The sequence below is a fragment of the Halorubrum miltondacostae genome (assembly GCF_041379815.1).
Taxonomy (GTDB): Archaea; Halobacteriota; Halobacteria; order Halobacteriales; family Haloferacaceae; genus Halorubrum; species Halorubrum miltondacostae.
The window spans coordinates 147,454-165,610 of the sequence record NZ_JBEDNY010000002.1 but is presented as its reverse complement, the minus strand read 5'-3'; the positions used below and the strand labels follow the sequence as shown (position 1 = coordinate 165,610).

19 protein-coding genes are annotated in these 18,157 nt (G+C 68.5%); 11 read left to right on the top strand and 8 right to left on the bottom strand.

Features of this window, described 5'->3' with window-relative positions; genetic code table 11:
* Positions 1-35 precede the first annotated feature (35 nt).
* The 4 genes from sufB to ABNG04_RS06295 all read left to right on the top strand — a co-directional run bounded on the left by sufB (position 36) and on the right by ABNG04_RS06295 (position 3,794).
* A complete protein-coding gene (sufB, locus tag ABNG04_RS06310; protein WP_371161026.1) occupies positions 36-1,466 on the top strand; it encodes a Fe-S cluster assembly protein SufB in 1,431 nt (476 codons plus the stop codon).
* Position 1,467: 1 nt separating this feature from the next.
* Positions 1,468-2,682, top strand: coding sequence for a Fe-S cluster assembly protein SufD (gene sufD, locus ABNG04_RS06305; RefSeq protein WP_371161024.1), 1,215 nt, complete (start codon positions 1,468-1,470; stop codon positions 2,680-2,682).
* A 139-nt stretch (positions 2,683-2,821) separates the two neighbouring features.
* Positions 2,822-3,307, top strand: coding sequence for a ferritin-like domain-containing protein (locus ABNG04_RS06300; RefSeq protein WP_371161022.1), 486 nt, complete (start codon positions 2,822-2,824; stop codon positions 3,305-3,307).
* A 43-nt stretch (positions 3,308-3,350) separates the two neighbouring features.
* A complete protein-coding gene (locus ABNG04_RS06295) occupies positions 3,351-3,794 on the top strand; it encodes a metal-dependent transcriptional regulator (RefSeq protein ID WP_297886738.1) in 444 nt (147 codons plus the stop codon).
* Between the two features lie 28 nt (positions 3,795-3,822).
* On the opposite strand, the gene prf1 is transcribed toward ABNG04_RS06295, so the two are convergent.
* The gene (gene prf1 / locus ABNG04_RS06290) at positions 3,823-5,073 is read right to left on the bottom strand and encodes a peptide chain release factor aRF-1 (RefSeq protein WP_371161020.1); all 1,251 of its coding nucleotides are present in this window, start codon (positions 5,071-5,073) and stop codon (positions 3,823-3,825) included.
* 135 nt (positions 5,074-5,208) lie between these two features.
* A complete protein-coding gene (gene argS / locus ABNG04_RS06285) occupies positions 5,209-7,017 on the bottom strand; it encodes an arginine--tRNA ligase (RefSeq protein WP_371161018.1) in 1,809 nt (602 codons plus the stop codon).
* Positions 7,018-7,573: 556 nt separating this feature from the next.
* On the opposite strand from argS, the gene ABNG04_RS06280 reads away from it, so the two are divergent.
* Positions 7,574-7,894 (top strand): hypothetical protein, encoded by a 321-nt coding sequence (locus ABNG04_RS06280; RefSeq protein WP_371161017.1) that lies wholly within the window; start codon positions 7,574-7,576, stop codon positions 7,892-7,894.
* 25 nt (positions 7,895-7,919) lie between these two features.
* Here the strand turns inward: ABNG04_RS06280 and ABNG04_RS06275 are convergent, their stop codons facing one another.
* The 4 genes from ABNG04_RS06275 to ABNG04_RS06260 form a co-directional block, all read right to left on the bottom strand.
* Entirely contained in the window at positions 7,920-8,855 is a 936-nt protein-coding gene (locus tag ABNG04_RS06275; protein ID WP_371161015.1) for an NAD-dependent epimerase/dehydratase family protein, read from the bottom strand.
* A gap of 49 nt (positions 8,856-8,904) precedes the next feature.
* Positions 8,905-9,345 carry a DUF302 domain-containing protein gene (locus ABNG04_RS06270; RefSeq protein ID WP_371161013.1) on the bottom strand — a complete coding sequence of 147 codons (441 nt, stop codon included), beginning with the start codon at positions 9,343-9,345 and terminating at the stop codon, positions 8,905-8,907.
* A gap of 175 nt (positions 9,346-9,520) precedes the next feature.
* Complete coding sequence (locus ABNG04_RS06265; RefSeq protein ID WP_371161012.1) at positions 9,521-10,093, bottom strand: DsrE/DsrF/DrsH-like family protein; 573 nt, start codon at positions 10,091-10,093, stop codon at positions 9,521-9,523.
* Between the two features lie 2 nt (positions 10,094-10,095).
* Positions 10,096-10,341: a sulfurtransferase TusA family protein gene (locus ABNG04_RS06260; RefSeq protein ID WP_371161010.1), complete on the bottom strand. Its 246-nt coding sequence runs from the start codon at positions 10,339-10,341 to the stop codon at positions 10,096-10,098.
* Between the two features lie 237 nt (positions 10,342-10,578).
* On the opposite strand from ABNG04_RS06260, the gene ABNG04_RS06255 reads away from it, so the two are divergent.
* The 4 genes from ABNG04_RS06255 to ABNG04_RS06240 are packed head-to-tail and all read left to right on the top strand — an operon-like array spanning position 10,579 to position 13,985.
* The gene (locus ABNG04_RS06255) at positions 10,579-11,772 is read left to right on the top strand and encodes an MBL fold metallo-hydrolase (protein ID WP_371161008.1); all 1,194 of its coding nucleotides are present in this window, start codon (positions 10,579-10,581) and stop codon (positions 11,770-11,772) included.
* 8 nt (positions 11,773-11,780) lie between these two features.
* The gene (locus ABNG04_RS06250; RefSeq protein ID WP_297886729.1) at positions 11,781-12,338 is read left to right on the top strand and encodes a YeeE/YedE family protein; all 558 of its coding nucleotides are present in this window, start codon (positions 11,781-11,783) and stop codon (positions 12,336-12,338) included.
* Entirely contained in the window at positions 12,339-12,797 is a 459-nt protein-coding gene (locus ABNG04_RS06245) for a YeeE/YedE family protein (protein WP_371161006.1), read from the top strand.
* Positions 12,798-12,809: 12 nt separating this feature from the next.
* Positions 12,810-13,985, top strand: coding sequence for an inorganic phosphate transporter (locus tag ABNG04_RS06240; protein ID WP_371161004.1), 1,176 nt, complete (start codon positions 12,810-12,812; stop codon positions 13,983-13,985).
* A gap of 33 nt (positions 13,986-14,018) precedes the next feature.
* Here the strand turns inward: ABNG04_RS06240 and ABNG04_RS06235 are convergent, their stop codons facing one another.
* Positions 14,019-14,864, bottom strand: a complete 846-nt coding sequence (locus tag ABNG04_RS06235) for a universal stress protein (RefSeq protein WP_371161002.1) — start codon at positions 14,862-14,864, stop codon at positions 14,019-14,021.
* 259 nt (positions 14,865-15,123) lie between these two features.
* Between ABNG04_RS06235 and ABNG04_RS06230 the strand changes: the two genes are divergently transcribed.
* Together ABNG04_RS06230 and ABNG04_RS06225 are read left to right on the top strand one after the other, a co-directional pair.
* Positions 15,124-15,288: a DUF7512 family protein gene (locus ABNG04_RS06230; RefSeq protein WP_008444452.1), complete on the top strand. Its 165-nt coding sequence runs from the start codon at positions 15,124-15,126 to the stop codon at positions 15,286-15,288.
* Positions 15,289-15,337: 49 nt separating this feature from the next.
* Positions 15,338-16,345: a sulfite exporter TauE/SafE family protein gene (locus tag ABNG04_RS06225; protein WP_371161937.1), complete on the top strand. Its 1,008-nt coding sequence runs from the start codon at positions 15,338-15,340 to the stop codon at positions 16,343-16,345.
* 121 nt (positions 16,346-16,466) lie between these two features.
* Here ABNG04_RS06225 and ABNG04_RS06220 read toward each other — a convergent pair whose 3' ends face one another.
* Positions 16,467-18,077 carry an ABC transporter permease gene (locus ABNG04_RS06220; RefSeq protein WP_371160999.1) on the bottom strand — a complete coding sequence of 537 codons (1,611 nt, stop codon included), beginning with the start codon at positions 18,075-18,077 and terminating at the stop codon, positions 16,467-16,469.
* Positions 18,078-18,157 lie beyond the last annotated feature (80 nt).

Below are 18,157 nucleotides of genomic sequence, written 5' to 3'. Positions count from 1 at the left end.
ACACACGTAAACACGGGAATCCGTAACAATACACTATGAGTTCACAACAGGACGATCTGAAGGAGACAGACACCGAGGCACGCTTCGAGTTCAAGAAGGAGGAGAAGTCCGCCTTCCAGACCGAGAAGGGCCTCACCGAGGAGACGGTCCGCGTCATCTCGGAGGACAAGGATGAGCCGGAGTGGATGCTGGAGCGACGCCTGCGCGCGCTCGAGCAGTTCCAAGAGATGCCGATGCCGACCGACTGGCCCGGCCAGCCGGACCTCTCCGAGATCGACATCGACGAGATCGTACCGTACATCCGCCCGGACATCGAGGCCCGCGGCGGCGCCGAGAGCTGGGAGGACCTCCCCGAGGAGATCCAGGACACGTTCGACAAGCTGGGCATCCCGGAGGCCGAGAAGAACGCGCTCTCGGGCGTCGGCGCGCAGTACGAGTCCGAGATCGTCTACCAGAACATGCAGGAGCGGTGGGAGGAGAAGGGCGTCATCTTCTGTGACATGGACAAGGCCGTCCAGGAGCACGAGGAGATCGTCCGCGAGCACTTCATGACGAAGTGCGTCCCCCCGAGCGACAACAAGTTCGCCGCGCTTCACGGCGCCATCTGGTCCGGCGGCTCGTTCGTCTACGTCCCGGAGAACACCACCGTGGAGATGCCGGTTCAGGCGTACTTCCGGATGAACTCCGAGGGGATGGGTCAGTTCGAGCACACGCTCATCATCGCCGAGGAGGGCTCCGAGGTCCACTACATCGAGGGCTGTTCCGCGCCGAAGTACTCGGCGTTCAACCTCCACTCGGGCGGCGTCGAAGTGTTCGTGGGCGAGGACGCTCACGTCCAGTACTCGACCGTCCAGAACTGGTCGAAGAACACGTACAACCTGAACACCAAGCGCGCCATCGCCGAGAAGGGCGGGCGCATGGAGTGGATCTCTGGGTCGATGGGATCGAAGGCGACGATGCTGTACCCCTCGACGATCCTGAAGGGTCGTGGCGCCTCCGACAACCACATCACCATCGCCTTCGCGGGCGAGGGCCAGGACATCGACACCGGCGCGAAGGTGTACCACAACGCGCCGGACACGAAATCCACCGTCGAGTCGAAATCGATTGCGAAAGACGGCGGCCGCACCAACTACCGCGGCCTCGTCCACATCGCGGACGGCGCGGAGAACTCCTCGACGGCCGTCGAGTGCGACGCGCTGATGTTCGACAACGAGTCGACGTCGGACACGATGCCGTACATGGAGATCAACGAGTCGAAGGTCGACGTCGCCCACGAGGCGACCGTCGGCAAGATCGGCGACGAGGACATCTTCTACCTCCAGTCGCGCGGTCTCGACGACGACGACGCGAAACAGATGATCGTCTCCGGGTTCATCGAGCCGATCACGGAGGAGCTGCCGATCGAGTACGCCGTCGAGCTCAACCGGCTCGTCGAACTCGAGATGGAGGGCTCGCTCGGATAACATGAGCACGCAAGCAATCGAGAGCCTCTCGGAGGACACGGTACGACGCATCGCCGACGAACGCGACGAGCCCGAGTGGCTCTTGGAGACCCGTCTGAACGCGCTGGCCGCGCTGGAGACCGCGGAGCTGCCCGACGTCATCAAGACGCCGGGCCGCCGCTGGACCGACCTCGAGGCGCTGGACTTCGAGTCGCTCGTCGACCCGCTAAATCAGGCGGACGAGACCGAGCGGACCGCGGGCGACGACGAGGCCGTGGTGCTGCCGTTCACCGAGGCGCTCGCCGAGTACGGCGACGTCATCGAGGCGAACTTCGGCTCCGTCCTCGACCCCGAACACAACTACCTCACGGCGCTGTCGGTCGCGCTGTTCACCACCGGGACGTTCGTCTACGTCCCCGAGGGCGTCGACGTCGAGGACGTGACGGTGCGCGCGGAGATGAACTCCCGCTCGCTGTTCAGCCAGACGCTCGTCGTCGCCGAGGAGTCGTCGTCGGTGACGATCCTCGAGTCGATCGAGTCCGGCGACGCCGACGTGAACGGCGACCGGTACTTCTCGAACCTCGTCGAGGTCGTCGCGGGCGAGAACTCGAACGTCCAGTTCGGCTCGCTCCAGAACCTCGACGACGACGCCTACACCTACTCGCTGAAGCGCGGCGTGACCGACACGTACGCGACGGTCGACTGGATCGAGAGCAACTTCGGCTCGAAGCTCACCCGGTCCGACATCGAGACCGAGCTCGAGGGCGACGGCTCCGAGAGCCAGATCGTCGGGACGTTCTTCGGCACAGACGACCAGCACTTCGACATCAACGCCCGCGTGTGGCACCTGGCGGAGCAGACGACCGCCGACCTCGTCACCCGCGGCGTGCTCGACGACGTGGCACGCTCCGTCTACGAGGGCGTCCAGGACGTCGGCGAGGACGCGTGGAACACCTCCAGCTACCAGCGCGAGAACACGCTGATGCTGTCGGACGATGCCGAGGCGGACGCGTCGCCGAAGCTGATCATCCACAACCACGACACCGAGGCGTCCCACTCCGCGACGGTCGGGCAGGTCGACGCCGAGGACCTGTTCTACCTTGAGAGCCGGTCGATCGACTCGCGGACCGCACGGAACATGCTCGTCGAGGGCTTCTTCGTGCCCGTCTTAGAGGAGATCGCCGTCGACGAGTTCCGCGACGACGTCGAAGAGCTCGTCTTCGAGCGGCTCCGGTAGGCCGCCGACGCCGAACGCATTTTTTCACTCCCGCTCGTACTCCCGGAGCGACCGGCGAGCGAGGGGAACCGCTTAAGACCGACGACGCCCGAGTCACTCGTATGCGAACCCGCGTATCGTGCCGTCTCGGGTGGTCGCGGTGAGCGTGAGCCAGCGGGTCGCCTCCGACGACCAACTCGCGCGGCTGCTCCAGATCGGAATCGTGCTGGAGGAGGTCGTCGAAGCGCGAGCGCACCGCCACTACCAGCAGCTGGACGCCGAACTCGACGCGGCGGTTGAGACGCTGCTCGCGGACGCGGCCGAGGAGTCGGCCGACCACCGCGAGCGCCTGGAGGCCCTCATCGACGGGCTCGGCGTCGACAGCGTGCCGTTCGACGAGATCGAGTCGCTCGTCGACGCCCGCTACGGGCGGACGCGGCCGGAGGACTTCGACGGCGTGTTGTACGACCAGCTGTGTAACGAGGAGACGGCGTACAAGTTCTACGACGACCTCATCGAGGCGATCGAGGGGTCCGACGCGGCGTTCTCGGTCGACCGCGAGGAACTGCTCGCGACGCTGACGACGATCCGCGACGAGGAGGCCGAGGGCGTGCGCGAGGTCACGGAGGTCATGGAACGACGATGAACCGGACAGACGAGTCGCCGACGAGCGCCGACGGAGGAGCACCGTGAACACCGCAGACCAGTACCTCAAGACCATATACGTCGTACAGGACAGCGAGGACGGCCCCGCCTCGACCGGATCGATAGCCGACGCGCTCGGCGTCAGCCCGGCCAGCGCGAACGAGATGATCGGCAAGCTCGAGGAGCGCGGGCTCGCCGAACACGAGAAGTACAAGGGTGTCACGCTCACCGACGACGGCATCGTGCGGGCCAGAGACGCCCTCCAGACCTACTGTATCATCGAGCGGTTCCTCGCGAACGTCCTCGCGGTCGAGGACTTCCAGGCCGAGGCCCGGGAGCTGGAGGCCGTCATCGACGACACGGTCGCGGAGCGGCTCGACACGATCATCGACCGCCAGCCGGAGTGTCCGGACTGCTTCGACCCCGAGTCCGACGCCTGCGCGTGCCTCGAGATCGCGGCGACGCCGGTCGAACCGGAGCAGCAGTAAGCGCGGTCGTGGCCTTTCGCGGAGCTTCTTAGACGCCAGTCGAGTACCGCAGGATGCCGGCGATGCCGCCGAACGCGTCGAGCAGCTGCTCGCCCTTCTCGAAGTCCGTGGAGATGAACCGCGTCTCGGTGCCGCGCTGCTCCGCGATGGCCATCAGGTGTTCGATGACGTCCTCGCGCTCCTCGGCGGACGCGGCCTCGCCGCACTCGTCGCACTCGTGGTCCGGCGTCGAGTGGCGGGCGTCGACCACCTCGTACTCCTCGTGGCCGTTCGGGCACTCGTAGACGACGACGTCGGAGCGGAGGTCCTCGGAGATGAGCAGGCGGTCGACAGACCCCATGATCAGGTTGCGGCGGGTCTGTTCGAAACCGTACGTGGCCTCGCGGCCGGTGTTGAGCTTCTCGAAGAACTCCTCCATGTCGTTTTTGTCCTGGACGATCTCCTGGTCCGCGAGCGCCCCTTGGCCCGCGTCGACGAGGTCCTTCAGCCCGGACTCGTCGGTGTACGCGACGTCGAACTTCCCGAGCACCTTGTCTTGGAGCTCGTGGTGGAGGTAGTCGCCGTCGAGGAACTCGTCTTTCGTCGGCGAGGGGCCGCCGACGAGGATGCCGTCGAGCTCGTGGCGCTTGTCGACGAAGAGGTCGTTCGCCATCCCCGCCACCTCTTGATAGAAGTTGTCGATGGCCTCTAGCCGCAGCCGAGCGAACCGCTGTGCGGACTGGCCACCCTTCCGCTGTTTGCCGGGGACGAGCGAGGAGGCGGACTTGACGGGCTCGACGCGTTTTCCCTTCAGCCAGCCGACGTTCGCCTCGCGGCGGTCTAAGACGATGAGCCCGAACAGCCCGGAGTCTTCGAGCATGTGTTCGAGCGGCTCCGTGAGGAACTCGGAGTCGCAGTGGTAGCGGAACGACTGGACGGGCTGTGGCGGCGACTCCAGCGTCCGGGTGACCATGTCGGTCTGGCCGCCGCCGCTGTCGATGGCCCCGGAGAAGATCACGATCCCGTTGTCGGGCGGGAACGTGTCGTAGTAGCGCAGGCGGTCCTTGATCGACGTGAGCGCGTCCTGGACGGCGGTCCGCGTCTGCTTGGACTTGATGTTCGACGCCTCGCTGTGTTCCTGGGTGACGTGGGCCACCACGTCGGAGATCTGCCTGTCCTCGGGGATGTAGATGGTGACGAGCTGCGTGCCGGAGCCCTCGTACTCCGTGAGTTCCTCGATGACCTTGCGGAACTCGTACTTCCGGCGGTCTGCGTTTGCCTCCTGTGCGTCGCTACTCATTGTTCCGAATACGGTCGCGTGCGTGTAAGTAATCTTTGACCTGTCGATGCGGTGGAGAGCGTCGTTCTCCTCCGGGTTTAGCGGCGGGACGCCTCCGGACCCCGCCTCGGGGACGGAGCGCGGCGCGCCCGCGGCCTACATCGACTCCGGCGCCTCGACACCCAGCACGTCGAGCGCGTTCGCCATCGTATGCTTCGCGGCCGCGACGACCGCGAGCCGCGCGTCGCGCAGCGCCTCGGTCTCGGCGGTGACGACCGGACACTCGCGGTAGAAGGCGTTGTACGCGTCCGCGAACTCGCGGGTGAACGTCGCGATCGTGTGCGGCTCCAAGTCGTCCGCGGCGGCCTCGATCGCGGCGGGGAAGCGCGCGACCTCGCGGAGGAGCGCGCGGGCCGCGTCGGTCTCCAAGGCGCCCGCGTCCACGTCGAGCGCCTCGATGTCGACGTCGCCGTCGGCGTCCGCGGTCACGCCGGGCACGTCGATCCCGGCGGCGGCGGCCTCGCCGAGGATGCCGGCGCAGCGCGCGTGGACGTACTGGACGAACGGCGCGGACTGCGCCTCGAAGTCGAGCGCGTCCTCCCACTCGAAGGTGATCGCCTTCGCGGGCTGTTTCGAGACGATGTCGTACCGGACCGCGCCGATCCCGACCTGGTGGGCGATGCGTTCGACGTCCTCGTCGGTGAGGTCGTCGTCGCGGATGCGGTCGTCCATGCGCGACTCGACGGCGTCGCGGGCGCGGTCGATGGCCTCGTCCAACAGGTCGTCGAGCATCACGCCCGTCCCTTGCCGCGTCGACATCTTCCCGTCGGGGAGGTTGACGTACGAGTAGATGACGTGGCCGAGGCGGTCGGTGTCGTTGCCGAGCAGTTCGAGGGTCGCGTCGAGCTGGTCGGCCTGGAGCTTGTGGTCCTCGCCGAGCACGGTGATGGCGCGGTCGTAGTTGTCGAACTTCCACTCGTGGTGCGCTAGGTCGCGGGTGGTGTAGAGGCTCGTGTCGTCCGAGCGCAGGAAGACGAGGTTCTTATCGATCCCCCACTCGTCGAGCTCCAGCTGCCAGGCGTCCTCCTCGTAGACCGCGTGGTCGGTCTCCTTCAGCCGGCCCGCGATGTCGTCGGTGGAGCCGTCGCGCATGAACCGCGTCTCCTTGACGAACTCGTCGAACTCGGCCGGGAGCCGGCCGAGACACGCCTTCATCCCGCCGAGGACGGCGTCGACGACCTCGCCGACGCGCTCGTACGTCTCCTCGTCGCCCGCCTCGAGCCCCTGGAGTATCGACTGAATCTCCGCTTCGGCGGCCTCCACGGCGTCGTCGTCCGCCTCCTCGAGGAAGGCGTTCCCCTTCCGGTAGTAGCGCACGAGGTCGTACTCTGCGCGGTCGCGCGCGGGCTCCGCGTCGAGGTCCGACTCGTCGAACCGCTCGTACGCCCACGTGAACACCGCCATCTGCCGCCCGGCGTCGTTGACGTAGTAGTGGCGGTCGACGTCGTAGCCGGCGTACGACAGCAGGTTCGCGACCGCGTCGCCGACGATCGGGTTGCGCGCGCGGCCGACGTGGACGGGCCCGGTCGGGTTCGCGCTGGTGTGCTCGACCACGACGCTCGCGTCGCGGTCGGGGAGCGCGCCGTAGTCGGCGTCGACCGCGGCCGCGTCGAGCGTGTCGGCGAGGTAGCGCTCGTTCGCGTGGAAGTTGACGTACGGCCCCGCGGTGTCGACGCCCGCCACGTAGTCGGCGTCGTCGACCGCGACCGCCTCGGCGACCGTCGCCGCGACGTTCGGCGGCGCGTCGCCGACCTCGCCCGCGAGTCGGAAGGCGACGCTGGAGGCGAGCGTCGCGTCCATGTCGTCGGGCGGGCGTTCGATGCCGAGGTCGTCGGTCGGGAGGTCGAGTTCGGCCAGCGCGTCCGCGAGCGCCGCCTCGACCTCCGACCGGAACTGCCGGAACATACCGTCCGTTCGACGGGCGGGTTAAAAGGCCCTTCCGAAGCGGCTCGGCGTCGATCTCCGCGCGACCGATCGAGTCGAGAGAGTCGTACCAGTGTTCGCCGTCGACGTACGGCACCGGTTCCCCGTCGAGAGTCCACGTCGACGTGCCGCTCCAAGCGCTCTGGCCGGCCGTCAGTGGCGGAAGCGTTTCCGCCGTGCGGTGGACGCGACGCGGACGAAGAGTGGCAGTCGTCTGAGATCGCCGCCAGGCCAGATCGGATCTCCACGGGAAGCGCAGCGCGTTGTGCTCTATAGCGTTCCGTACCCCTACCGCGACGCCGCCGCGTTCCGGCGGTCTGTGACACCGGTATCCCGAAAGCGCGGCACGGTCCGCGTTCGGGAACCCCTCCGGTTCGGGTGCGGACACGGCTCGCCGGACGGATCGGTGCCGCGTCGCGTTCCGGCGCGTCTTCGTCGGCGGCGGGGGGACGACAGATCACCGAGAATCGCCACGTCGGCGCCTCGAAACGACCCCTGAGCCGATCATACAAGTGGCTGTGAGCCATTTACACACATGATGTTCGGTGGAAAGCGCAAGTCCTGTCCGTTCGGGTCCGACGACGGCGACGCCCGACCGACCGCTCGGACCGCGGCGAAGATCGGCGCGCGGGTCGGCGCGGCGGCCGGGTCGCGGGCCGGCCCCTTCGCCGCGGGGATCGCGTCCGGTCTCGGCGGCGCGACCGGGTACGTCGCCGGGGCCGTCGTCGACGACGTCGAGGCGAGCTTCGACGGCCCGGAGATGCTGCCCGACGGCGGACGACCGGTCGACGGAGCGGAGGAAGAGCAGGAGCGAATCGCCATCCCGGTGACCGAGTCCGACGAGCCGGGCGACGGCTGAGGGGTCGGCGCGGTTCGCGGGCGCGCTACTCGACGATCTCGTCGATCAGCTGCCGGGCCGCGCGCCGGACGGCCTCGTCGCTCTCGATCGACGGCTCCCAGCCGAGGTCGGCGAGCTTCGCGATCGACAGGCGCATCTTCGGCACGTCGCCGGTCCAGCCACGGTCGCCGCCGGTGTAGGCGTACTCCGGATCGACGCCGAGCTCCTCGCTCACGATGTCGGCGATGTCGGTGACGGCGGTCGTCGTCTGCGTCCCGAGGTTGTAGACGTTGTACGGGTCGTCCGCGCCCTCGACGACGTGCTGGATGGCGTCGACGCACTCCGAGACGTGCATGTACGACTTCTCCTGACGGCCGTCGCCGAGGATCTCCAGTTCGGTCGGGTCGTCGTCCAGCTTCTCGATGAAGTCCGGGATCACGTTGCCGCGCTGGCGCGGGCCGACGATGTTCGCGAACCGGAACACCCACGACCGGACGCCGTACGAGTGCGCAAACGTCGAGATCAGCGCCTCGTCGGCGAGCTTCGCGGAGCCGTAGATCGAGATCGGTTCGAGCGGGGCGTGGTCTTCGGGGGTCGGACGGGGGGCCTCGCCGTACACCGTCGACGAGGAGGTGAACGCGAACCGGTCGACGCCGACCTCGCGCATGCGCTCCAAGACGTTGTACGTCATCTCGGTGTTCTCCTCGAACAGCGTGTGGTCGTCGTCGTAGTTCGTGTCCGTGTACGCCGCGAAGTGGAAGATGACGTCGAGGTCGTCGGTGACCGCGCGCGCCACGTCGTCGGCGTCGGTCATGTCCGCTTCAATGAACGCCGCGCCGTCGGGGACGCGGTCGCGGGTCCCCTTCGAGAGGTCGTCGGCGACGCGGACGGTCGCGCCGCGGTCGAGCAGGGCGGCCACGAGGTGGCTCCCGACGAGCCCCGCGCCGCCGGTCACGAGGACGTGCGCATCGGCGAGGTTCATGCCGGTCCGTCGTCGGTCGCGAATAAGTAGGTGCGGGATCGGAACGCGACTAGAGGTTCGCGAACGCCTCGTCGACGAGCTCGCCGGTGTCGGCGATGATCGACGCCATCTCGTCGTCATCCACCGACATGTCCAGGAGGCGGGCGATACGCATGATGGAGACGTGGTAGACGCGCTGGTGACCGGGCTCCTCCTCCCAGACGACCACGTTACAAGCCATCAGCGCGCCGATCGTGTTGTCGGTCGCGTCGAGGGCGCGGTCGGCGACCTCGGGGTTACACGCGCCGAGCACGTAGTAGGGGTCGCGGCCCGCGTCGATCTTCTCGTTGAGCATCTCCGAGGGGGAGAACTCGACCGGCACGCCGAAGCCGGCGTCGGTGAAGACGTCTCGGACATGTTCGATCGCCTCCTCGTGGCCCATCTCCAGCGTCGTCTGTGCCTCGCCGATGTCGTCGGGGTCGATCTGGCTCGGGTCGATTGGGAGTACCATTGTGTACAGTATTGGGTGTGAAATAAAATGTCTTTGGGTACGGGGCGAGAAATTGCGAGGCAGCGGTGGGCGTTCGGCGTCCGGCTAGCGTTCGGCGTCCGGCTAGCTTCGACGTCCGGCTACCGATCGGCGGCCGGAACGACTGGAGCCGTCGAGACGCTCGACGGGGCGGAGGTCACACCAGGAGCTGGATGTCGGCTTCGGCCATGTCCTGGAGGGCGGTCGCGGCACCGACCCCCGTGGTCACGCCGTCGTAGAAGTCGTTCTCGTCGTAGTCCATCAGGTCGATGGTCATCTGGCAGGCCTGGAACTCCACGCCCATGTCTAGGCTGGTCTCGAGGAGCTCTTCGATGGTGGCGGTGTCGTTGTCCGCGATCCGCCGCTCCATCATCTTCGTCGTCACGCTGTCCATGCCGGGGAGCGCGGCGACGGCGTTCGGGACGGGCATGTTCGGGTTGCCCACGGAGCTCAGCTTGAGGCTCTTCGAGCGCTCCTCGTGGAGGATGTCGAGCCCCCAGAACGTGTGGAAGACGGTCACGTCGTAGCCGAACGCGGCGGCCGTACTGGCGAGGATGAGCGGCGGGTACGCCATGTCCAGCGTGCCCTTCGTCGCGATGATGCTCATCTTCTTCCCGTCGTCCTCGTCGGTGGCCGCGGCGAGCGCGCCCTCGAGCTCGTCGATCCGCGCGGCCAGCTCCGCGCGCGAGGGGGCGTCGTCGGCCGCCGCGTCGGGCGTGTCCGTGCTCATCGTCACTCCGTCTTGCGGACGTAGTGTTTGTACACGTCGTCGCCCTCCTCCTGGCCGACGAGCTCGACGCCCGCGGTCCCGTCCGCCCAGCCGTCGAGGTCGCTCACGCTGCCGGGGTCGGTCGCCAGCACTTCGAGGACCGCACCCGCGTCGAGGTCGTCGATAGCGGACTTCGTCTTTACCACCGGCATGGGGCACGATGCGCCTTTCACGTCGAGCGTCTCCGCGATGTCGAATTCGGCACTCATTGTGTATCTGCTCCGTTGGTCGTATTGGAGCTATCACACAATATCCCTGCGAAGGTTAAAAGAATGTTGTTTCTTGGGTAAACTGCGAACGACCAATGTGTGCGAGACTCCCTAAAATTGCCGAAAACACGTGTTTAGACCATTATATGCGCCTCATCGGCTATCTAATATTGTGAGTTTGTTGAATTACTATCCGAACGTTTTTCTATATCCAACCGGTACGATGGGGTGTAGAAGATGGACGCCAACGACTTCCCGGCGCCGGACGCCGACGTAGACACGATCGCACCGGACGAGTTGAAGAGTCGAATCGACGCGGGCGAGGACGTGACGCTCCTCGACACGCGGATGCAGTCCGACTACGAGGAGTGGCGCATCGACGGCGAGAACGTCACCTCGATCAACGTGCCGTACTTCGAGTTCCTCGAAGACGACATCGACGACGACGTCCTCGACCGGATCCCCGACGACCGCCCGGTGACCGTCCTCTGCGCGAAGGGCGGCGCCAGCGAGTACGTCGCGGGGACCCTCGTCGAGCGCGGGTACGACGTCGACCACCTCGAGGACGGCATGAACGGCTGGGCGAGCATCTACGAGACCGTCGAGGTCGAGGGGTACGACGGGGCCGGCACGCTCCTCCAGTACCAGCGCCCCTCCTCGGGCTGTCTCGGATACCTCCTCTACGACGGCGGGGAGGCCGCGATCATCGACCCGCTCCGGGCGTTCACCGACCGCTACCTCGCCGACGCCGACGACCTCGGCGTCGACCTGAAGTACGCCCTCGACACCCACGTCCACGCCGACCACATCTCCGGCGTGCGCGACCTCGACGCGAACGGCGTCGAGGGGGTCATCCCGGCGGCCGCCGTCGACCGCGGCGTCACGTACGCCGACGACCTGACGACCGCCGCCGACGGCGACGCCTTCGTGGTCGGCGACGCGACGATCGAGACCGTCCACACCCCCGGCCACACGACCGGAATGACCTCGTACCTCCTCGACGACGGGCTGCTCGCGACTGGCGACGGCTTGTTCGTCGAGAGCGTCGCCCGCCCCGACCTCGAGGAGGGTGACGAGGGCGCGCCAGACGCCGCGCGCATGCTGTACGAGTCGCTCCAGGAGCGCGTGCTGGCGCTGCCCGACGACACCCTGATCGGCGGCGCGCACTTCAGCGACGCCGCGGAGCGGGCCGCCGACGGGACCTACACGGCCCCGATCGGCCAGCTCGTCGAGGAGATGGACGCGCTCACCATGGACGAAGAGTCGTTCGTCGACCTGATCCTCTCGGACATGCCGCCTCGACCGGCCAACTACGAGGAGATCATCGCGACGAACCTCGGGCAGAACGCCGTCGACGACGACGAGGCGTTCACGCTCGAGCTCGGCCCGAACAACTGCGCGGCCAGTCAAGAGTCGCTCGCGGGTGACTAACGCCCCCGATGGCGACCTCCCTCGTACTGCTTCAGGCGGTGGCCGAGCTGTTCCCCAACGGGATCAGCCGGTACGCCGTCGGCGGGCTGCTCGTCGGACTCGGGACCGTCGTGATCTACGTCGGTACGGGCATCCCGGCGGGAGCGAGCACGTTCCTGGAGTCGACGCTGTCGTACGTCTCCGACCAGTCGCGGTTCCAGCGATACGTCGCCTCCCGGGACTGGCGGGTCGTGTTCACGGCCGGGATCGTCCTGGGCGGACTGGCGTTCGCCGCGACGGTCCAGTCGGGCGTGGTCACGACCTCGCTGTACGAGCCCGGAACGACCGGGACGCTGTACGAGGTCGCCGGCGTGACGCTGTGGTCGACCGACGTCCAGCCGTGGCGGCTGTTCCTCGGCGGGATCCTCGTGGGCATCGGGACCCGCATCGGGAAGGGGTGCACGTCCGGCCACGGCGTCTGCGGCGTCGGCTCGGCGTCGAAGACCTCACTGGTCGGCGTCGCGACGTTCCTGACCGTGGCGATCGGCACCGCACAGGTCGTCGCGGCGCTGGGGGTGAGCCCGTAGATGGCTGAGCGGCATCCGCTGTTCAAGCCGCTGGTGCTCGTCGGCGGCCTGATATTCGGCTTCGGGCTCGGGTTCAGCCACATGGCGCGGCCGGAGGTCGTGGTGAACTTCCTCCTGTTCGAGGACCTCGGCCTCCCGTTCGTCATGTTCGGGGCCGCGATCGTCTCCGGAGTCGCGTTCGCGCTGCTGCCGCGGATCCGGGAGACGGCCCCGCTCACGGGCGACCGGTACGAGCGTCGGCTGAAGCCGTTCGACCGGAACGTGCTCGTCGGCGGCGCGGTGTTCGGCGTCGGCTGGGGGCTCTCCGGCATCTGTCCGGGGGCCGCGTACGCCAGCCTCGGCGTCGGCAACGTCACCATCCTGTGGGCGCTCGGGGGCATGTTCCTCGGCGCGTACGCGCAGGGGTACTGGCGGAGCCGCAGTCGAGCCCCCGAGGCCGCCGCGGCGGGCGCGGACTGAGGCCCCGCCGCGATGGACCCCGCGCTCGTCGCCCTCTTCGTCGCCGCAGCGCTCGCGAGCCTCTTCATGGCGTGGGTGATCGGCGCCGGGTCGAGCGGCGCGACTCCGTTCGCCCCCGCCGTCGGCGCGAACGCCATCGGGACGATGCGCGCCGCCCTGCTCGTCGGCGTCTTCGGCTTCGCCGGCGCGGTCACGCAGGGGAGCAACGTCTCGGAGGCCGTCGGCAGCGGCCTCGTGGGCGGTATCAGCCTCCCGGTCGCCGGCGTCATCCTCGTGCTCCTCCTTGGCGCGGGGCTGATGGCGATCGGGATCACGACCGGGATCCCGATCGCGACTGCGTTCACCGTGACCGGCGCGGTGATCGGCGTCGGGCTCGCGCTCGGCGGGACGCCGGTCTGGGGGAAGTACCAGCAGATCGCCGCCGTCTGGGCGCTGACGCCGCTCGTCGGCGGCGGACTCGCGTTCGGGATCGCGAGCGTCCTCCCGCGGCCCGGCGCGCCCGAGCGGTGCTGCGTCGCGGTGCTCGCGGGCCTCGTCGGCGCCGTCCTCGCGAACGTCAGGTTCAGTTTCCTCGGCGCGGGGAGCGCGCCGGGGACGGTCCGCGGCGTCGTACAGCGCACCCTCGCGCTTGAGGGTACCGCGTGGGGCGTCGCCGTCACCGCCGGCGCGGCGCTGGCGGTCGGAGGCGTCGTCTGGTGGGACGTGCGCCGCGACGAGGCGGGCGGGCTGCGGCGGGTCCTGCTCGCGCTCGGGTCGCTGGTGGCCTTCTCCGCGGGCGGGAGCCAGGTCGGGCTCGCCGTCGGCCCGCTGCTCCCGCTCCTCGATGAGGTGGGGATGGTCTCGGCGACCGCGGTCCTCGTCGGCGGCGGGCTCGGGATGCTCGCCGGCTCGTGGACCGGCGCGCCCCGGATGATCAAGTCGCTCGCGCAGGACTACTCGTCGCTCGGGCCGCGGCGCTCCATCTCCGCGCTCGTCCCGTCGTTCCTGATCGCGCAGCTGGCGGTGCTGCTCGGCGTGCCGGTCTCGTTCAACGAGATCGTCGTCAGCGCGATCATCGGGAGCGGGGCCGCGGTGGGCGGACGGAGCGCGGTGGACGCGCGGAAGATCGGCGTGACGATCGGCGCGTGGGCGGGCTCGTTCGCGCTGTCGTTCGCGCTCGCGTACGCGACCGCGTTCCTCCTGCTGTAGCTCCGAGGGACGCGGTCGCGCGCGGCGGGGAGTTCAGACCGCCCGGGGCGGCGGGACGAGGAAGACGTTGGCCGAGGCGCGCGCGACGACCTCCTCCGAGACGCTGCCCAACAGGAGCCGTCGGATGCGGCTCCGCCCCTTCGATCCGACGAGGACCGTCGACGGCGTCATCGCCGCCTCGGCGGCGAGGATCTCTTCTGCGGGGTCGCCGCGGCGGACCTCGGTCCGCGTCTCGATCCCCCACGCCTCCAGCGTGCTCGCCCGCTCGGCCAACCGTTCGTCCGGGTCGACGCCGTCGGCCGGCCCGCCGTCCTTCGGCGACCGGACGTGGACGAGCGTCGCCTCCTCGGCGGCGTGCCGGAGGTACGAGAAGGCGTCGAACGCCCGGTCGGCGTGCTCGGAGAAGTCCGTGGCGAAGAGGATCCGCCGGAAGAGGTGCTCGCGGAGGACGTCCGGGTCGTCGGCCGCGCGTTCGACGCGGTTGACCAAGAGCGGGACGACGGTGGTCCGCGCGAGGTTGCGCGCGGTCGAGCCGATCACGCGGTTCTCCAGCGGACTCTGTCCCCGCGAGCCGACGACCGACAGGTCGGCGCGGACCGTCTCGGCGAGCCCGTTGAGGCGTCGGTGCGGCGTCCCGCGAACCACGTGCGTCTCGACGCCGAACCCCGCGTCCTCGATCACCGACCGGTACCTGTCGAGCCCCCGCCGCCGGCGCTCCTCGAAGTCGACGCCGGGCATCCCGGCGTGGACGTTCGCCGGGACGACCGTGACGAGGTGGACGGTCCGGACGCCGATGCGACCCAGGCAGTCGAGACAGGTCTCGTTCTCGATCGTCGCCTCGCTGGCGGCCGACAGGTCGGTCGCGCACAGGGCTCTCATGGAGACACGTTCGGCGAGCGACGATAACACGGTTTTGTTCGGAGAACGACACTTTCGGCGCCCGAGACGTCGACCGGCCGATCGCCCGGGTTCCGGCCCCGTACCTTCGCTGTAAGTTATCGGTACTCCGACCGAGGTTACCGGAATATAGTCTTGTACGACTAGCCCAAAACCGTTATACCCTCGAAGCAGGTAGGATGAGTTGAGCAGAAATGTGCCAAAGTCGAATTACCGCGTGCGGCAGTCGGAGGGTGAACCGATGGCAGGACTAGAGATTCCGACCTGGGACCCGGAGACGGCCCTCCTGATCGGAGTGATCCTCTTCGAGGCGTTCGTCCTCTACGCCGGCTACGGCGGCCTCGAACGGCTCGTCGGGCCGTACCTCATGGACCTCGTCGTCGGGGGTGACTCGAGTGCTCGATAGCCTCGTCGGCGCCCTCGGCGGGCTCGGCGTGCTGGACACGAGCCCCGAGATGCTCGCGCTGTTCGTCGGGTTCGGCCTCGTCGTCGGGGTCCTGTTCGGGTTCTTCGGCATGGGCGGGTCGTTCCTCGTCACGCCGGCCCTGCTAATGTTAGACTACCCGGCGCCCGTCGCGGTCGGGAGCGGGATGGCGTTCGTCTTCGGGACGGCGGTCATCGCGACCCTGAAACACCACGACCTCGGGCAGGTCGACTACAAGCTCGGCGTGATCATGATCACCGGGACGACCATCGGGATCGAGGCGGGGCGCGCGAGCGTCTACTACCTCGAGTCGATGGGGCTCGCCGGCGGAGTCATCAGCGTCGCGTACGTCGTCCTGCTCGGCGGCGTCGGCGCGATGGTCACCCGCGACGCGCTGAAGGGCGACGGGGGCGGCGGCGTCGACCACGAGGCGGCCGACAAGGACTTAGACGAGTACGAGATCCCGGAGATCGCGAAGACGATCCAGCGCACCGTCCGGATCCCGCCGATGGTGACGCTCCGCGGCGACGTCCGCGTGTCCGCGTGGGTGATCACGGCCGTCGCCTTCGCGACCGGCGTCCTGTCCGGGTTCCTCGGCGTCGGCGGCGGCTTCATCCGGATGCCGGCGATGATCTACGCGATCGGCGTCCCGGTCCCCGTCGCTGTCGGCACGGACCTGTTCGAGATCGTCTTCTCGGGCGGCCTCGGGAGCTACCTCTACGGCCAGGGCGGCGGCGTCAACCTCGGCATCGTCGCGCCGCTGCTGTTCGGCAGCGCGCTCGGCGCGCGCGTCGGCTCCGCCGCGACCGCCGTCGTCGACTCCGACGAGATCAAGGTGTACTTCGGCGGGATGCTGCTGGTCGGCTCCATCGCCGTGGGTATCGGCGAGGTCGGCTCGTACCTGGGCAACTCGACGCTCGAACTGCTCGGGCTGGTGCTCGTCATCGGCGCGGCGGTCGTCGTCGCGTTCGCGGTGCTCTACACGACGGTCACCTCGCTCCGCGTGACGCGGCAACAGCAGACGTCCGCCGCGGACTGATCGACGCGCCCGTCGATCCGCGGTTCGGTATTGCTCTTTTGTGTCAGTACAGTGAACGAGCAGTAGGGCGTCGCGGTGAGCCCCGCCGGGCGATTTGCCGGGGTGCGGTCGTAGTCTATCCTCACAGCCCCTCTTGGCCGCCCTCCTGCGCGAGGAGGACGACCATCGAGAGCCCGGAGATGAGCAGGAGGATGAGCGTCGGCACCACGGCGTACTGGTACAGCGCCGACTCCTGCGCGCGCCAGATCTGCGTGACGATCGTCTCGAAGCCCGAGGGCCGGAGGATGAGCGTGACCGGCAGCTCTTTCATCGTCGTGAGGAAGACGAGCGCGGCGCCCGCGACGATCCCCGAGCGGGTGAGCGGGAGCGTGACGCGCTTGAACGTCCCCAGCGAGGACTCGCCGAGCGTCCGGCCCGCCTCCACCAGCCGCGGGTCGACCTGAAGGATCGACGTCCGGCTCGACCCGACGGCCTGCGGCAGGAAGCGCACGACGTACGCGAAGACGAGCAGCGGCAGCGTCTGGTAGATCCACGGCAGGTAGCCGGAGCCGAAGTAGACGAGCGCCAGCGCGAGGACGATGCCGGGCACCGCGAAGCCGACGTACGTCGCGCGCTCGAACAGGGTCGCGAGCCGGGAGCGGTGGTTGGCCGCGAAGTAGGCGATGGGGATCGCCGCCAGCGCGGCGACGACGGCCGCGGCCGCGGAGACGGAGACGGAGTTGACGACGTATATCGGCTCGAACGCCATCGAGGGGCGGCGGCCCGTCTCCGAGCGGACCAGCCACAGGCCGAGGATCCACAGCGGCACGAGCAGCGCGGCCGCGGACACCCCGGCGGGGAGCAGCGTCGCCGGCCACCGCAGCCGCCCCAGCGACACCCGGTCGTCGGTGCGCCCCGCGTCGTCGCCGTGCGAGGAGGCGTCGGAGCGGACGAGCCACTCCAGCGCGAGCACGAACAGCACGACGACGAGCAGCTGGAGGGAGAGCAGCGCGGCGTAGTCGCTCCCGAAGGAGCGGTACTCGACGTAGATCTGGCGGGTGAACACCGACAGCCGCATGATCGACGGGGTCCCGAAGTCGGAGACCGCGTACAGCGCCGCGAGCAGCGAGCCGGCGGCGACGGCCGGGCGGATCGCGGGCAGCGTCACCTTCCGGAACGAGGCGAGCCGCCCGTGGTTCAGGGTCCGGGCCGCCTCCAGCAGCGTGGTGTCGAACGACAGCAGCGCCGCCCGGGTCGTCAGGTAGACGTACGGGTACGTGTACAGCGTGATGACGAGTATCGACCCGGAGAGGCCGTATATCTCCGGGACTCGCTCGATACCGAGCGGGGAGAGGATCTCGTGGAACTCGCCGCGGGGGCCGAACGCGGAGACGAACGAGAATGCCCCGACGTAGCTCGGCACGACGAGGGGGAGCGCAGCCGTGACCGCCCAGAACCGGCGGAACGGGAGGTCCGTCCGGGCGGTGAGGTACGCGAGCGGGACGCCGATCGCGATCGACAGCGCCGTGACCCCGATCATCAACAGCAGGCTGTTGAGGACCGTCTCGGCGGTGCGGACGCTGAGGGTGAGGTCGATTGCGCGGGCGGGGTCGACGGTGACCGCCTCGATCACGAGCCACCCGAGCGGGAAGACGAGCGTCGCCGCTATCGCCGCGGAGAGCAGCGTCAGCCCCAGCGGTAGGCGGTCCTTTCCGTCGGTCAGCCGGTCGCGGATCCGGGATATCGGGCTCATGATCCGGGCGTGGTCGCTTCGGTCGAAGGATGGTCGCAACCGCCGTTAGGGGTTCCGATCCGGCCGCGGGTGCGGTTCGA

Coding starts and splice junctions, on each gene's coding strand:
- sufB (WP_371161026.1), top strand. CDS start 36: ATGAGTTCACAACAGGACGATCTGAAGGAGACAGACACCGAGGCACGC.
- sufD (WP_371161024.1), top strand. CDS start 1,468: ATGAGCACGCAAGCAATCGAGAGCCTCTCGGAGGACACGGTACGACGC.
- prf1 (WP_371161020.1), bottom strand. CDS start 5,073: ATGAGTAGCGACGCACAGGAGGCAAACGCAGACCGCCGGAAGTACGAG.
- argS (WP_371161018.1), bottom strand. CDS start 7,017: ATGTTCCGGCAGTTCCGGTCGGAGGTCGAGGCGGCGCTCGCGGACGCG.
- ABNG04_RS06280 (WP_371161017.1), top strand. CDS start 7,574: ATGTTCGGTGGAAAGCGCAAGTCCTGTCCGTTCGGGTCCGACGACGGC.
- ABNG04_RS06275 (WP_371161015.1), bottom strand. CDS start 8,855: ATGAACCTCGCCGATGCGCACGTCCTCGTGACCGGCGGCGCGGGGCTC.
- ABNG04_RS06270 (WP_371161013.1), bottom strand. CDS start 9,345: ATGGTACTCCCAATCGACCCGAGCCAGATCGACCCCGACGACATCGGC.
- ABNG04_RS06265 (WP_371161012.1), bottom strand. CDS start 10,093: ATGAGCACGGACACGCCCGACGCGGCGGCCGACGACGCCCCCTCGCGC.
- ABNG04_RS06260 (WP_371161010.1), bottom strand. CDS start 10,341: ATGAGTGCCGAATTCGACATCGCGGAGACGCTCGACGTGAAAGGCGCA.
- ABNG04_RS06255 (WP_371161008.1), top strand. CDS start 10,579: ATGGACGCCAACGACTTCCCGGCGCCGGACGCCGACGTAGACACGATC.
- ABNG04_RS06250 (WP_297886729.1), top strand. CDS start 11,781: ATGGCGACCTCCCTCGTACTGCTTCAGGCGGTGGCCGAGCTGTTCCCC.
- ABNG04_RS06245 (WP_371161006.1), top strand. CDS start 12,339: ATGGCTGAGCGGCATCCGCTGTTCAAGCCGCTGGTGCTCGTCGGCGGC.
- ABNG04_RS06240 (WP_371161004.1), top strand. CDS start 12,810: ATGGACCCCGCGCTCGTCGCCCTCTTCGTCGCCGCAGCGCTCGCGAGC.
- ABNG04_RS06235 (WP_371161002.1), bottom strand. CDS start 14,864: ATGAGAGCCCTGTGCGCGACCGACCTGTCGGCCGCCAGCGAGGCGACG.
- ABNG04_RS06230 (WP_008444452.1), top strand. CDS start 15,124: ATGGCAGGACTAGAGATTCCGACCTGGGACCCGGAGACGGCCCTCCTG.
- ABNG04_RS06225 (WP_371161937.1), top strand. CDS start 15,338: ATGCTCGCGCTGTTCGTCGGGTTCGGCCTCGTCGTCGGGGTCCTGTTC.
- ABNG04_RS06220 (WP_371160999.1), bottom strand. CDS start 18,077: ATGAGCCCGATATCCCGGATCCGCGACCGGCTGACCGACGGAAAGGAC.